Source organism: Mesorhizobium sp. M0011, from assembly GCF_040324155.1.
Taxonomy (GTDB): domain Bacteria; phylum Pseudomonadota; class Alphaproteobacteria; order Rhizobiales; family Rhizobiaceae; genus Mesorhizobium.
Genome location: NZ_JAMYVQ010000003.1, coordinates 231,448 through 245,900 on the forward strand (window position 1 = coordinate 231,448; position 14,453 = coordinate 245,900).

At 62.2% G+C, this 14,453-nt stretch carries 12 protein-coding genes; 9 read left to right on the plus strand and 3 right to left on the minus strand.

Annotated elements, in window-relative coordinates:
* The first annotated feature begins 8 nt into the window (after positions 1-8).
* Positions 9-1,187 (plus strand): zinc-dependent alcohol dehydrogenase, encoded by a 1,179-nt coding sequence (locus NKK51_RS05140; RefSeq protein WP_352551572.1) that lies wholly within the window; start codon positions 9-11, stop codon positions 1,185-1,187.
* A gap of 426 nt (positions 1,188-1,613) precedes the next feature.
* On the opposite strand, the gene NKK51_RS05145 is transcribed toward NKK51_RS05140, so the two are convergent.
* Positions 1,614-1,994 (minus strand): response regulator, encoded by a 381-nt coding sequence (locus NKK51_RS05145; protein WP_023809467.1) that lies wholly within the window; start codon positions 1,992-1,994, stop codon positions 1,614-1,616.
* Positions 1,991-5,101: a CheR family methyltransferase gene (locus NKK51_RS05150; protein ID WP_023809468.1), complete on the minus strand. Its 3,111-nt coding sequence runs from the start codon at positions 5,099-5,101 to the stop codon at positions 1,991-1,993. Before NKK51_RS05150 ends, NKK51_RS05145 begins: the two co-directional genes overlap by 4 nt.
* A 332-nt stretch (positions 5,102-5,433) precedes the next feature.
* Here NKK51_RS05150 and NKK51_RS05155 point away from each other — a divergent pair, with 332 nt between their 5' ends.
* On the plus strand, positions 5,434-6,027 hold the full coding sequence (locus NKK51_RS05155; protein ID WP_352551574.1) for a response regulator: 594 nt from the start codon (positions 5,434-5,436) through the stop codon (positions 6,025-6,027).
* 52 nt (positions 6,028-6,079) lie between these two features.
* On the opposite strand, the gene NKK51_RS05160 is transcribed toward NKK51_RS05155, so the two are convergent.
* Positions 6,080-6,352 carry a hypothetical protein gene (locus NKK51_RS05160; protein WP_127255003.1) on the minus strand — a complete coding sequence of 91 codons (273 nt, stop codon included), beginning with the start codon at positions 6,350-6,352 and terminating at the stop codon, positions 6,080-6,082.
* A gap of 212 nt (positions 6,353-6,564) precedes the next feature.
* Between NKK51_RS05160 and NKK51_RS05165 the strand changes: the two genes are divergently transcribed.
* From NKK51_RS05165 to NKK51_RS05195, 7 genes are read left to right on the plus strand one after another with little or no spacing between them, the layout of a single operon-like run.
* A complete protein-coding gene (locus tag NKK51_RS05165; protein ID WP_128303892.1) occupies positions 6,565-7,671 on the plus strand; it encodes an NAD-dependent epimerase/dehydratase family protein in 1,107 nt (368 codons plus the stop codon).
* A complete protein-coding gene (locus NKK51_RS05170) occupies positions 7,668-8,741 on the plus strand; it encodes an NAD-dependent epimerase/dehydratase family protein (protein ID WP_352551576.1) in 1,074 nt (357 codons plus the stop codon). The genes NKK51_RS05165 and NKK51_RS05170 overlap by 4 nt, the downstream gene beginning before the upstream one ends.
* Complete coding sequence (locus tag NKK51_RS05175) at positions 8,738-10,030, plus strand: TIGR04295 family B12-binding domain-containing radical SAM protein (RefSeq protein WP_352551578.1); 1,293 nt, start codon at positions 8,738-8,740, stop codon at positions 10,028-10,030. The genes NKK51_RS05170 and NKK51_RS05175 overlap by 4 nt, the downstream gene beginning before the upstream one ends.
* Entirely contained in the window at positions 10,015-11,115 is a 1,101-nt protein-coding gene (locus NKK51_RS05180; RefSeq protein ID WP_352551579.1) for a glycosyltransferase family 4 protein, read from the plus strand. The genes NKK51_RS05175 and NKK51_RS05180 overlap by 16 nt, the downstream gene beginning before the upstream one ends.
* A 2-nt stretch (positions 11,116-11,117) precedes the next feature.
* A complete protein-coding gene (locus NKK51_RS05185) occupies positions 11,118-12,248 on the plus strand; it encodes a CgeB family protein (protein ID WP_128303888.1) in 1,131 nt (376 codons plus the stop codon).
* The gene (locus NKK51_RS05190) at positions 12,245-13,339 is read left to right on the plus strand and encodes a CgeB family protein (RefSeq protein WP_352551581.1); all 1,095 of its coding nucleotides are present in this window, start codon (positions 12,245-12,247) and stop codon (positions 13,337-13,339) included. The genes NKK51_RS05185 and NKK51_RS05190 overlap by 4 nt, the downstream gene beginning before the upstream one ends.
* Positions 13,336-14,439 carry a CgeB family protein gene (locus tag NKK51_RS05195; RefSeq protein WP_352441957.1) on the plus strand — a complete coding sequence of 368 codons (1,104 nt, stop codon included), beginning with the start codon at positions 13,336-13,338 and terminating at the stop codon, positions 14,437-14,439. The genes NKK51_RS05190 and NKK51_RS05195 overlap by 4 nt, the downstream gene beginning before the upstream one ends.
* The last annotated feature ends 14 nt before the right edge of the window (positions 14,440-14,453 follow it).

Consider the following 14,453-nt stretch of genomic DNA (forward strand, 5'->3'; position numbering starts at 1 on the left):
GCACCATCATGAAAGCGCTCACGTGGCACGGCAAAGGCGACATTCGATGCGACCAGGTGGCTGATCCCGCCATCGAGGATGATCGTGACGTCATCATCAAAGTCACCTGTTGCGCCATATGCGGCTCGGACCTGCATCTGATGAACGGATATATGCCGACGATGGAGTCGGGCGATGTGCTCGGACACGAGACGATGGGCGAGGTCGTGGAAGTCGGCAGCGGCCATTCGAAATTCAGAAAGGGCGACCGCATCGTGGTGCCTTTCAACATCTCATGCGGCGAATGCTGGTTTTGCCAGAAGGGGCTGTTCTCGCTTTGCGACAGGTCCAATCCCAATGCCAAACAGGCTGCCGAAGTGATGGGACAATCCCCGGCTGGCCTGTTCGGCTATTCGCATCTGGTCGGCGGCTATTGGGGAGGGCAAGCCGAATATCTGCGCGTTCCTTTCGCTGATGTCGGTCCGATAAAGGTGCCCGAGGGAATGGACGACGAACAGGTGCTGTTCCTCTCCGACATCTTTCCAACCGGCTATATGGCGGCTGAAAACGCCGGCATCGAGCCAGGCGAAACCGTCGCCATCTGGGGTTGCGGTCCGGTTGGTCAGTTCGCCATTCAGAGCGCATGGATGCTCGGCGCCGGCCGCGTCATTGCCATAGACAAGGTGCCGGAGCGGCTGGCGATGGCTCGCGAGCACGGCAAGGCCGAGACGCTCGACTTCAGCAACTCCGATATCTACGACGCCTTGATGGCGATGACCGATGGCCGCGGTCCGGATCGCTGCATAGACTGTGTCGGTACCGAGTCGGATCCCGGCGCCAGTGCCGACTCCATGCTCGACAAGGTCAAGGCTGCCGTCTATCTCGGCACCGACAGGCCGCATGTGCTTCGCGAAGCAATCTACTCATGCCGCAAAGGCGGCACCATCTCGGTACCCGGCGTCTATATCGGCCTCGTCGACCATATCCCGTTCGGCGCCGCCATGAACAAGGGCCTGACCTTCCGAATGGGTCAGACGCACACTCAACGCTATCTCGAACCGCTCCTGGCCATGGTGCAAAAGGGCGACATCGATCCCTCCTTCGTGATCACGCACAAGGCAGACCTCGAAGCGGGACCGGATCTCTACAAAAAGTTCCGCGACAAGCAGGATGGCTGCATCAAGGTGGTGATGCGACCGCATGGCTGAGACGTCGGCATCTTGCGCGGGGTCCACCTTGCGCGAATTTTCCGCCAGGGATGGCTCCGACGCTACTGAGGTACCCGGAACTTTCGACCGTGGCGACGGTTGACCCGCAGAAAAAACTCAGGGCGGCGAGACTGTCGTGCCCGCCCGCTGCGAAGGAGTTATCGCCATGAGCAATGAGAATCCCACATCGAAACCCAGCGTCCGGTCGCCAAACGCCGATGCTCTCCCGCACCCGAAACGGGACGCCAGTGATACGGATGCCGGTGCCAAGCCGCTGACGCCGAAAACCGCCGGCACATCCCGGCCATCGGCCCCGCCGCTGGACAATCCGGTTGCCAATCGAAACGCCGGCCGGCCGCGTCAGGCGAGCACCACGCCTAGGCCGACCGACAAGCCCCTGGACTAATCGAAACCGGCCTCTTGAAATCACAGCGAGTGTTTGTCGGGCCGAAGCGATGCCAGGTCGGCCAGGGTGTTGAGAAGTGCAGCGTCGCCTGCCGGTTTCGGCACGAATTTGCAGTTTCGGAAGGGTGTGGGAACGTCGCGCGGCCCAAATCCGGTCATGAAGGCGAAGGGGATGCCGCGAGCCAGCAATGTTTCGGCCACGGGCAGACTTGTTTCACCGTTCAATTGAATGTCCAGCAGCGCCACGTCGGCTTTGCCTGCATCGATAAGCTGACGAGCCGCGGCGACCGACGAGACCGGGCCGATCACCGGATAACCCGCAGCACGCAGGCGAGACGCGACGTCTTCGGCGATCAGCCATTCGTCCTCGACCACCAGAACGCGCGGCCTGTCGTCGCTCACGGTGCCTCCTTGTGATTTGCCGGAAACGCGATCTGGACGCTGAGGCCGTCCTTGTGGAACGCGGTCTCGACATGGCCGCCGAGCCTGTAACCGATTTCTCCCTGCAACAGGGTCAGGCCAAAGCCGTTGTCCAACGGCGCCTCTACAGGAGGACCGTTCTTTTCGCGCCAGCCAAATGTAAAACTGTCATGGTCGATCGACCATTGCACACTGACCTTGCCGTCGACTTTTGACAAAGCGCCATACTTGGCCGCATTGGTGGCCAGTTCATGAATGGCCATGCTGAGGGAAAGCCCCTGTTGCGGGCCTAATTTCACGTCTGCGCCATCGAGTTCAACCCGCTCGATGCCGAATGGTTCGAGCTCCTGCTGGAGCAATTCCCTGACCGAGGCTTCCTTCCATCTCTCCCGGGTCAGCAGGCCGTAGGCCCGCGACATGGCATGCAGGCGGCCGATCAGCGCATCCGCGAACTCCTCCTTCGTATCAGAACTTTCCCGCGTGCGGCTTGCAATGCTGGCGATCACCGCAAGCATGTTCTTGACCCGGTGGTTAAGTTCCGAGATGAGCACCTGCTGATGCTCTTCTGCCTGTGCCAGCGTGGTGACATCGACAAGTGTCACCACCACGCCCTGGATCCTGTTGCCCTTGTCCCGATAGGGATTGATGCGGACCATGTGGAACAAGCCCCTAGCATCGCGCGGCAGATGGTGATTCAGGATCTCGCCTGTCTCGAACACCTTGTCGATGTGCTGCTTCAACTCTGGGTAGTCGAGTTGGCTCGACAAATCCGTCAGCGGCCGGCCAACATCGGAGGGGCGCAGGCTGAAGAAGGATGACGCCGCCGGCGTGAAGGTGCGGACCACAAGGCTGCGGTCGAGGAAAATGGTCGCTATGTCGGTGCTTTCGAACAGGTTGCGCAGATCGCCGTTAGCGTGGTTGAGCTCTTCTATCTTGGCCGTCAACTCGGCGTTGATCGTGTTAAGTTCCTCGTTGAGCGACTGCATCTCCTCCTTCGAGGCTTCGAGTTCCTCGTTGGTGGATTGCGCCTCCTCATTGACGGAGACGAGTTCCTCGTTGGACGATTTCACCTCCTCCAGCGCGGTCTCGTATTCCTCGATCATCGATTGCAGGCGCTCTCTGGTATCGCGCAGTTCCCGCTCGAGATCGGCGGTGCTGTCACTGTCACGGCTGCCGCCGTCTTCCTCTGAGCGGGCCTGCGTCGGGCCCGACGGCTCGAAAAGGACAAGGTAAAGCGGCTCGCCGTTGCCGCGTTCCGCGAGCGGCTCGATCGTCAGCCTGATCGGCTGGACCCGTTCGTCGTCTTCCTCCACGGTGAGGTTTTCCCGCACCACTGTGCGGCGCGTGGTCGTCGCTTCGCGCAGTGCGGCGCGGAGATCCAGCCGCAGCCCGCGCCTTGCCATCGTCAGCAACTGCCGGCTGGGAATCCCTTGTGGCGCTTCGAGATATCTGCCGGTCCTGGCCGAATAATAGACGACATCGCCCTCGGCGTTGACCAGGACATGCGGCGGCGCGAACCGTTCCAGAACCTGCGCCTCCACTGCCTGCCGCAAGGGATAGCCGACAAGTCCCTTCTTCGAGCCGGCGCTTTCGGATGGGAAGACGCTGGAATGACTTTCCCCGATCAGGGCCGGCAGTCTGATGTGCGGTGAGGCATGCTCCCGCGCATGGAAGATGCGATGTTTCTTGTCGACGGTGGCGAACAGATCGTCGTGCTGCCCGACGCTTTCGGAGGTGCCAAGGAAAAGGTAACCGCCGGGCTTCAGCGCATAATGGAAGACAGGGATGACGCGGTTTTGGATGATCGGGCCGAAATAGATCAGCAGATTGCGGCAGGAGACCAAGTCCATGCGCGAGAAGGGTGGATCGCGAATGACGCTGTGCGGCGAGAAGATGCACAGTTCGCGTATCGCATTGCTGATGACATAGCTTTCGCCATCGCCGTTGAAAAACCGCTGTTTGCGTTCGGGAGAAAGACCTTGCAGCAAGGCTTCCGGATAGCGTGCCGCCCGCGCCACCGCCAGCGCCGGCTCGTCGATGTCGGTGGCGAATATCTGGACGCGCGGAACGACCGTAAGCTTCTCCATGTGTTCGCGCAGCAGGATGCCGATGGAGAACACCTCCTCGCCCGTGGCGCATCCGGGAACCCAGACCCTGACGGTGTCGCTGGCGGTCTTGCCTTCGAACAGCTGCGGTATGATCTTTCGCTCGAGCAACTCGAAGGCATCGGGGTCGCGAAAGAAGTTGGTGACATTGATCAGCAGATCGCGAAAAAGGTTCATCACCTCGCGAGCATCCTTCTTCAGCCAGTCTATATAAGCGCTGATGGAATGGACCTGGGCGATCTGCATGCGCCGCTTCACGCGGCGCAGGAATGTCTTGGTCTTGTAGCCCGAGAAGTCGTGGCCGGAGTGGCTGCGCAGAATGGCGTATATCTGTTCTCGCACCTTATCGATGTCGGCCGTGTGGTCGCCATCTTCTTCCGCCAGCCCTTCCAGCGGGTCGAAGCCGCGGGCGAAAGCCTCCAGCTTCGCCCCGATCTCCTCGGCGGGCACAGCGACATCGACGAGTCCGCTGGCAATAGCGCTCTGCGGCATGTCGGGATTGCGCGGCCCGTAGCCGTCCGGCGCTTGCGCGACGGTAAACCCGCCCCGCTCCTTGATGGCCTTGGCGCCCAGCGTTCCATCGGAGTCGCCGCCCGACAGGATGACGCCAACGGCATATTCGCCCTGGTCTTCACCCAATGCGGCGAAGAAGATATCGATGGGCTTGCGCTCCTGGGTAAGCCCATTCGGCCGGCGGAGGTGCAGCACCCCCGATTCAATGGCCAATGTCACGTTTTGCGGCATCACATAGACGTGGTCAGGTTCAACCACCATGCCGTCCTCGATCACAATGACAGGCATGTCGGTGTAGCGGCTGATGACCTCGTGCAACAGGCTTTCGCGCTTGGGGCTGAGATGCGTGATGATGACGAAAGCCATACCAGGCTGACCGGCCACGCCTTTGAACAGACCTTCCATCGCGGGAATGCCGCCCGCGGACGCGCCTATGCCCACGATGGGAAACCTTTTCGGTTGGGCTGTCACGTCATGTCCCCCTTTCGCCGACCCGACCTGAAATCCCCTCAAGGCCGGCGGACAGGACACAACCATATAGCGCGCAAGACGGATGGAACAAGACGTCAGGGATGACGTTGAACCCGATATCAATGGTGGTTCAATGGCAAAACGATCTGCTGACATAAAACTCCCGACGCCGGTGGTATCAGGGGAGCCTGGATCGCTTGGAAGTTCCCATGCTGGGGCCGTCCCTGATCGCATGCTGGCGCTTACGAGACAATTGCAGGCGGCCTTGGACGACAGAATTCGGAAGGCAAATCCGCTGCATTCTAACCTCCGTTCCAAGAAAGGATGACGACGTGCGCGACCTGCGGGGGCTGCATATTCTGATAGTCGAAGACGAATGGGCGATGGCGGGAGATCTTGCGCGGTTTTTCAGCAATATGGGTGCCATCATCCTCGGTCCCGCTGCAACCGTCGAACAGGCATCCAAACACACCGGGACGGCTGAAGCTGCAATCCTCGACGTCAATCTCAATGGCCGACGCGTGTTTCCAATCGCCGATGAGTTGATGCGCCGGGGTGTCCCCTTCGTGTTCTTCAGTGGCGATGACGACATCGCCATTCCCGATCATCTCCGCTACGCCAGCAATTTGCGGAAATCCTCGGGCAGCCAGGCGGTGTTCAACGCGCTCTTTCCCCCGCAGGCATCTGAGCGAGCGGCCCCCGTGCCGGACCCCTCCGACGACGTCTTCGCGCTTTTGCCCAAACTGCGACTTGCGGCGCGCCTTTTGCTGGCAGACGTCGAGGCATCGGATCGGCTCGTCGAGAGGACGCTCGAGCAAGCGATTCGGGATGTCGACCGCAGACAGCTTGGTCAATCCACTGAAAACTGGCTCAACGGCATCATGCAAGAGATGGCGAAAACCCGCGGCGCAAAACTGATGCATTAGTTTGCCTTCCAAGAAAACTTGGCCGTACAGATAGGCCACTTGACCGGCGTCATCAGCCCTTCTGATTGCGCTCGACGAACTTGTTGAAACGGCTGGCTTTCCCCTCACCGGTCTTGGCCTGATACAGAAAGGCCAGATCATTCTCGTCGAATATCCGGAAGAACTCGTCCCATTCGACGGGCTCGAATGCTTCCTCGGGCTCGCCGAAGTCGATCCGCAGGATGCCGCCCTCGCCTTTGGTGCGCACCACTGCTGGCCGGCCGTCCCGCTCCTCGGCCCATTTGCGAATTTCGTCGTGGTTGGTGGTCGTTTGCGACTGAGACATTGAAATCTCCTTTGATCATCGGCGTTGCCACATAGGACACGCGGGCTGTCGGGCGTCCTAACAGCACAAGCACGTCAATGTTCCAGAACCGCGCGGTGATCGCGATGCGCCGGCTCCCAATGGGACCGACCAAAGGAACTTTGTTGAAGCAAGGGAACAAACCTTTTGCCGAAAAGTTCGGGGCGCCGAGGTTACTTGTCTGAGGAGTCGTCGTGAAACGCATATTGGTTACAGGAGGCTGCGGCTTCATCGGCCGGCATGTCGCACAGGAACTCGTCGAGCAGGATTATTCGGTTCGCATCCTCGATGCGCTGCTGGAGCAGGTGCATGCGGGCGAAGCCGTCGCGCTTCCCGCTGGAACCGAGCTGATCAAGGGCGATGTCCGAGACCGAGAGGCAGTCGCCAGTGCGCTGGAAGGTGTCGACGCGGTCATTCATCTGGCGGCGGAAGTCGGCGTCGGACAATCGATGTACGAGATCGCGCGCTATGTCGGCGCCAATGATCTCGGCACCGCAACGCTACTTGAAGCATTGATCAAGCACCCGGTCGAACGGATCGTCGTCGCCTCGTCGATGAGCGTCTATGGCGAAGGGCTCTATGCAACGTCCGACGGCCGGCGTGTCGACAATGCTCGGCGCAAGGCGAGCGACATCAGGAGCGGGCAATGGAACCCGCTGTCGCCAGATGGAGACGCCCTCTCGCCGCTGCCGACGGACGAAGAAAAGCCGGTCGATCTCGCCTCCATCTATGCGCTGACAAAATATGCCCAGGAGCGCGCCGTGCTGATCTTCGGCGAGGCCTATGGCGTCGATGCGGTCGCGCTGCGCCTGTTCAATGTCTTCGGCGCCGGCCAGGCGTTGTCGAATCCCTATACCGGCGTGCTGGCCAACTTCGCTTCGCGTCTCGCCAACGGCCAACGGCCAATGATCTTCGAGGATGGCGAACAGAAGCGCGATTTCGTCCATGTGCGTGACGTCGCCCGCGCCTTTCGCCTTGCTCTGCAGCAACGCCAGGCAAGGGGTCATGTCATCAACATCGGCAGCGGCCGCGCGTATGCGATCAGCGAAGTCGCGCGATTGCTGGCCGAAGCCATGGGGACACCGAACCGCTCGCCGGAACTGCTCGGCAAAGCCCGCTCCGGCGATATCCGGAACTGCTTCGCCGATATCTCCAAGGCCCGTGAGCTGCTCGGTTTCGAGCCGGTGCGGCAACTGGAGAATTCGCTCGGCGAGTTCGTTTCCTGGGTGCGTAACACGTCCGCCGTCGACCGCGGCGCCGACATGAAGCGCGAGCTCGAAGAACGTGGGTTGGTCTCATGAACACACGCAATCGACGCGACGCGCCGGTCGCCATCGTCGGCGGCAGCGGCTTCATAGGATCGAACCTCGCCGACAGCCTGTTGTCGGATGGCGAGCCGGTACTGGTGATCGACAATCTCAGCCGTCCGGGCGTCCAGCAGAACCTTGAATGGCTGGCGCAAAAACACGGTGGTCGCCTCACGGTGGAGACGATCGACGTGCGAGACGCCAACACACTGGCGCCGGCTCTGATGAGTTCGAAGGCGATCTTCCATCTGGCCGCGCAAACCGCCGTCACCACAAGCCTGGTCCAGCCGGGCGAGGATTTCGACATCAACCTTCGCGGAACGTTCAACGTTCTGGAGGCGGCGCGACTGAGCGGTGAGCGCATCCCTGTGATCTTTGCCAGCACCAACAAGGTCTATGGCAGCCTGCCCGACGTCGCGGTCCGCGAGGACGGCGATTGCTATGTGCCTTGCGACAGCGTCATCCAGGCGAACGGCATCGATGAGGCTCGGGGCCTGGACTTCTGCACGCCCTACGGTTGCTCCAAAGGCGCGGCGGATCAGTATGTGCTCGACTATGCCAAATCCTACGGCATGCCGACGGCGGTGCTGCGGATGAGCTGCATCTATGGACCGCGCCAGTTCGGAACCGAGGACCAGGGCTGGGTCGCGCACTTCCTGCTCAGCGCGCTGACGGGGCGCCCGATCACCATTTACGGCGACGGCAGGCAAGTGCGCGATATCCTGCATGTGTCCGATGCCGTCGCCGCCTACAGGGCCGTGCTCGATCGCATCGAGACCACCGAAGGCCAGGCATTCAATCTTGGCGGCGGCCCGGAAAATGCGGTCAGCCTGCGCAGGTTGTTGAGCGAAATCCGTAGCCTGACCGGCCATGATCTTTCAATCCGCCATGATGGGGAACGCACCGGCGACCAGCCCTTCTTCGTCGCCGACACCCGCAAGATCAAAACCGCGCTTGGCTGGATGGCCCATGTTTCATGGCGCGAAGGCATCCGCGACCTCGCCGACTGGCTGCAGCGCCATCGGCTCGAGCCTCGCCCTGAAGCCGTGAGGTACGTTGCATGAAAATCGCCCTGGTAAACCCGTCCTGGACGTATGACGACAGCATTTATTTCGGCTGCCGCCAACCGCATCTGCCGCTGGAACTCGGTTATTCGAAGGCCCTGCTCGAAGCCGCCGGACATGAGGTGCTGATGCTGGATGGGCAGTTGCAGAAGCTCGACAATTCCGGTCTCTGCGAGCGGGTGGCTGATTTCGCCCCGGCTATGACCGTCGTCAGTACCGCCCCGACCTATCTGTTCTGGCGCTGCGCACCGCCGGAATTGCGTGTGCCGGCCGATTTCCTCAACCGTCTCGCCGGGCGCGGTGGACGCACGGTCGCGGTCGGGCCGCACGGCTCTGCAACGCCGGCGCCGACCTTGCGCAAGCTCGGCGTCGACATCGTCGTGCGCGGCGAATGCGAAGAAGTCGTCGAGCAACTTGCCCGGCGCGACGGTTGGAGCGCCGTGCCCTCAACCGCTTATCTGCGGGATGCCAGGGTTGTTTCGAACGGCGGCGTCCACGCCAGCTCGTTTGTCGATCATCCGCCGCTCGAATGGCCAGCGGACTGGATCGCAGCCCATTCGCATCACCATCACCGGTTTGACGACAGTCAGGTCGGGTTCGGCGCGGAAGTCGAGGCATCGCGCGGCTGTCCCTACAATTGCAGCTTCTGCGCCAAGATCGATTTCCGTGATGCCTATCGCCGTCGAAACCACGAAGCGGTGGTAGCGGAGATCGATCGGCTGATTGCCCAAGGTGTCGGCTACATCTACTTCATCGACGAGATCTTCCTGCCGCAAAAAGCGTTGCTGGAAGCCTTGGTCGATCGCGACGTGAAATTCGGCGTACAGACCCGCATCGATCTGTGGAAGCCCGAGCTGCTGGAATTGCTGGGCGCCGCGGGCTGCGTCTCCATCGAGGCCGGTCTCGAAAGCCTGACCGTCGAAGGCCGGGCGATGCTGGCCAAGCGCTGCCGGCTGGGGACCGAGGAACTCGCCGCGCTGCTCGTCGATGCCAGACGTCATGTTCCATTCGTCCAGGCCAATCTGATCGGCGTGGTCGAGGATGATCCCGCCCTGGTCGAGCACTGGCGAACCCACCTGATCGACCACGGCGTATGGGCCAACGAACCTGTGCCGCTTTACCCGTATCCGAGTTCGCCCAGCTACCGCGAGCTTTGGGGCGAACCCGACGACCTTGCCTGGGAACGCGCCCATGACCACTACCTCGCATCTTTCCAGAAATTCAGTGACATCCAGGAGAGGCGGCCGCGGCCGCTGGCGGAACTGGAGGCGACATGTTGCGGACACTGACGCCGCGCTCGCGGCGCATCCTGATGACCGTCGATGCCGTGGGTGGCGTATGGCGCTATGCGCTTGATCTGGCACGGGAACTTGTGAACGGTGGCGACAGCGTGGTGCTTGCCGGCCTCGGTCCGCAACCGTCGAGGCAGCAGGCCGAGGAGGCGGAGGCTTTCACGACGCTGATCTGGTTGAACACGCCGCCGGATTGGATGACCCGCGACGGCGGCGATCTCGACGCGCTGCCGCGGGAATTGCTTGCGCCCATGCGCGACCACGCCATCGACCTTGTCCATTTCAACGCGCCGACGCAGGCGGCGGGATTCGATGCGCCGTGCCCAGCCGTGGTGGTCTCCCATTCCTGCGTGACGACATGGTTCCACGCCGTCAGGAAACAGACAGTAGACGGCGCATGGGCCTGGCAGAAGGAGCGCAACAGGCGCGGCTTGGATCGGGCCGACGCAGTCATTGCGCCGAGCCGCAGCCACGCCGACATGCTTGAGACCTGCTACGGCCCGATCGCGCGCCTGCATGTTGTTGCAAATGGCGCCCGTCCCGTCCCGAATGCCGAAAAACGTCAACCACTCGTCTTCGCCGCGGCCCGCTGGTGGGACGAGGGCAAGAATGCGGCGGTGGTCGACCAGGCCGCGTCCCTGACGCAATGGCCCGTCTTTGTCGCCGGTTCGATGCACGGTCCGAACGGCGGGCATACCAGCTTCAGCTATGCTGTTCCTCTGGGAGCACTGCCCTCTCACGAGGTGCGCTCCTTGATGGCGCGCGCCGGTATTTTCGTGTCGCCATCGATCTATGAGCCATTCGGTCTGGCCGCGCTGGAAGCTGCCATGTCGGCAACGCCACTGGTGCTTTCCGACATCGCAACCTATCGCGAACTATGGGACGGGGCCGCGATGTTCTTTGATGCGCGCAATCCGCACGACCTCGCTGCCTGCCTCAATCGTCTCTCCAGCGACGCCGAATTCAGGCGGGAGCTCGGCCAGGCAGCCATGCGACGGAGCCGCCGGTTTACACTGGTCAGGCAAGCGGCGGCCATGCGAGGCGTCTACGACAAGGCGGCCCTGGCCATGGCGGGGCGCTGACCATGCGCTTTCTGTTCTACACCCACTCGGTCGTTTCCGACTGGAACCACGGCAATGCCCATTTCCTGCGCGGTATCATGCGGGAACTGATCGCGCGCCGGCACCAGGCGGTGGCGCTGGAGCCGGCGGACGGTTGGAGCCGTTCGAACCTGCTGGCCGAGAAGGGACCCTTCGCCATCGAACGCTTCCGCAAGGATTTCCCAGAACTGATGCCGGTGACCTATGATGCCGGGTTCGATCACGAAGCCTGGATCGCTGAGGCCGACGTCGTGATCGTTCATGAGTGGACGGATCCGGAGCTTGTCGCACGCATCGGCCGTGCCCGGGCCGCTGGCGGCAACTTCATCCTTCTGTTTCATGACACCCACCACCGGGCCGTATCGGCGACCGAGGCAATCTCGGCGCTGCGGTTGGAGCACTATGACGGCGTTCTCGCCTTTGGCGAGGCCTTGCGCGAGAGCTATCTGCGCGCCGGCTGGGGCAAGCGCGTCTTCACCTGGCATGAAGCCGCGGACGATCGCCTGTTCAAGCCGCACCCGGAGATCCACGTCACGTCCGATCTGGTCTGGATTGGAAACTGGGGCGACGATGAACGAACCGTCGAACTCAGGGAGTTTCTGATCAAGCCGGTCCGCGATCTCGGCCTCGAGGCCACGGTGCACGGCGTCCGCTATCCCAAGCCGGCGCTCACGGACCTAGCCGCCGCCGGACTGCGCTATGACGGATGGATCGCCAATGCCGACGTGCCGAAGGCGTTCGCCGCGCATCGTGTCACCGTCCACATCCCACGGCGCCCCTATCGTGAGGGTTTGCCCGGAATTCCGACGATCCGCATGTTCGAGGCGCTCGCCTGCGGCATTCCGCTGATTTCAGCACCATGGTCCGATGTCGAGCAGCTGTTCAGGCCCGGCGTCGACTTTCTGTTTGCCCACAATGGCTCGCAAATGCGGCAACACCTGCGGGCGGTATTGGCCGATGCGGATTTCGCGGCTTCCCTGGTGACTTCGGGTCTCGAGACCATCCGCTCACGGCACACCTGCTCGCACCGCGTCGACGAGTTGTTCGGCGTGCTCACGGAATGCACAGCCGAACACACCATCAACAAGACCACCGCAAAGGAAGCCGCCGCATGAAGATGGCATTCTACGGATCGAGCCTCTTGTCGTCCTACTGGAACGGTGCCGCGACTTACTATCGCGGGTTGCTGAAGGCGCTTTCCCAATTGGGCTACGAAATCACCTTCTATGAGCCCGACGTCTACGACCGGCAGAAGAACCGCGACATCGAGGCGCCTGACTGGTGCACTGTGGTCGTTTATGAAGCGACCCAGCACGCGCTGATGCAGGTCGCGGCACGCGCCGCCAGCGCCGACATCGTCGTCAAGGCGAGTGGCGTCGGTTTCGAGGACGAGGCGCTGCTGCGCGCCGTCCTCGACCACGCCCGCAGCGACGCGCTGGTGGTATTCTGGGACGTGGACGCTCCAGCAACCCTTGCCCAGTTGCGCGACGAACCGGACCATCCGCTCCATGGCGCCCTGCAAGAAATCGACCTTGTGCTGACCTATGGCGGCGGCGACCCCGTCGTCTGGGCCTACCATGCCATGGGCGCGAACGAATGCGTGCCGATCTACAATGCGCTCGATCCCCAAACGCATCACCCGGTCGCCAGCAATGCGCGTTTCGCTTGCGATCTGGCGTTCCTGGGCAACCGGCTGCCGGATCGTGAGGCACGCGTCGAAGCGTTCTTCCTCGATCCCGCAAGCCAGCTTCCGAAACAGCGTTTTCTGCTCGGCGGATCTGGCTGGGGGGACAAGCCGCTTCCCCCCAACGTCGGCTGGCTTGGTCACGTTGGCACCCGCGATCATAATGCCTTCAACGTCACACCCAAGGCAGTGCTGAACATCAGCCGCGACAGCATGGCCGTAAACGGTTTTTCACCGGCCACGCGTGTCTTCGAGGCGGCTGGCGCCGGTTCCTGCCTCATCACCGACGCATGGCTGGGCGTGGAACTGTTCCTGAAACCAGGCGAGGAGATCCTGGTGGCACGCGACGGCGGCGATGTCGCCGAGATCATGCGCTCGCTGACCTCCAGTCGTGCAAAAGCAATCGGCCAGGCCGCACTTTGCCGCGTGCTGGCCGACCATACCTACGCGCTGCGGGCGGACGTGGCCGATGCCGTCTTCAAACGTCATTTCGAGCAGGGGACCGTGGAGGCAGCGGAATGACCAAGCAATTGAACATCGTCTTTCTCGGCCTGTCGCTGTCCTCGTCCTGGGGAAACGGCCACGCCACGACGTTTCGAGGCCTGCTGAAAGGTCTGCACGAACTCGGCCACCGCGTGACCTTTCTGGAGCGCGACGTGCCGTGGTACGCCAACCACCGCGATCTGCGAGATCCGGATTTCTGCGCCTTGCGCTACTACGAAACCACTGCGGAGTTGCAACGCGACTACGCCCGGTGCCTGGAGCAGGCCGACATCGTCGTCATCGGCTCCTTCGTGCCGGAAGGGCGCGTGGTCATCGACATCGTCGCTTCATTTTGCAAGGGGCGCTTCTGCTTCTACGACATCGACACACCGGTGACCGTGGCGCAGCTTTCGGCCGATGATTGCGATTATCTGAGCTGGCGGCAGATTCCGTATTTCGATGTCTACTTCTCGTTCACCGGCGGGCCGATGCTTGGCCATCTGGTGGAGGAGTTCGGCGCGCGCCGAGCCGAACCGCTCTACTGCTCGGCCGACCCGGAACGGCATCACCGGACCGGCGATCCGATCCGCTGGGATCTCGGCTATCTCGGCACCTACAGCGCGGATCGGCAGGCAACGCTGAACGCGCTGCTGCTCGAACCCGCACGGCATATGCCGGACCGCCGTTTCGTCGTAGCGGGCTCGCAATACCCATCCGACATCACCTGGCCGGACAATGTCGAACGCATCGAACATTTGCCGCCCGCCGATCATGCCGCGTTCTACAGCCGTCAGCGCTACACGCTGAACGTCACACGCAGTTCCATGATCGCTGCCGGATGGTCGCCCAGTGTGCGCCTGTTCGAAGCGGCTGCTTGCGGCACGCCCATCATCAGCGATCGCTGGCCAGGGCTCGACAGCTTCTTTCCCGCATCGGCGATCCACACCGCCGGAGAAACGGACGCTGTCGTCGAGATCCTCTTCGGCGAGTCCGAGCGCACACGCCGGGCCATGGCCCGCCGGGCCCGCGAACGCGTCCTCGCATTCCACACCGGTGCGGCCAGGGCCCGCGAATTCGTGGCGGCGTTGACACAGCCAAGGGCGGCGGCCCTCGATTTCGACATCGGAAGCGCAGCATGACCGGCATACAGGAG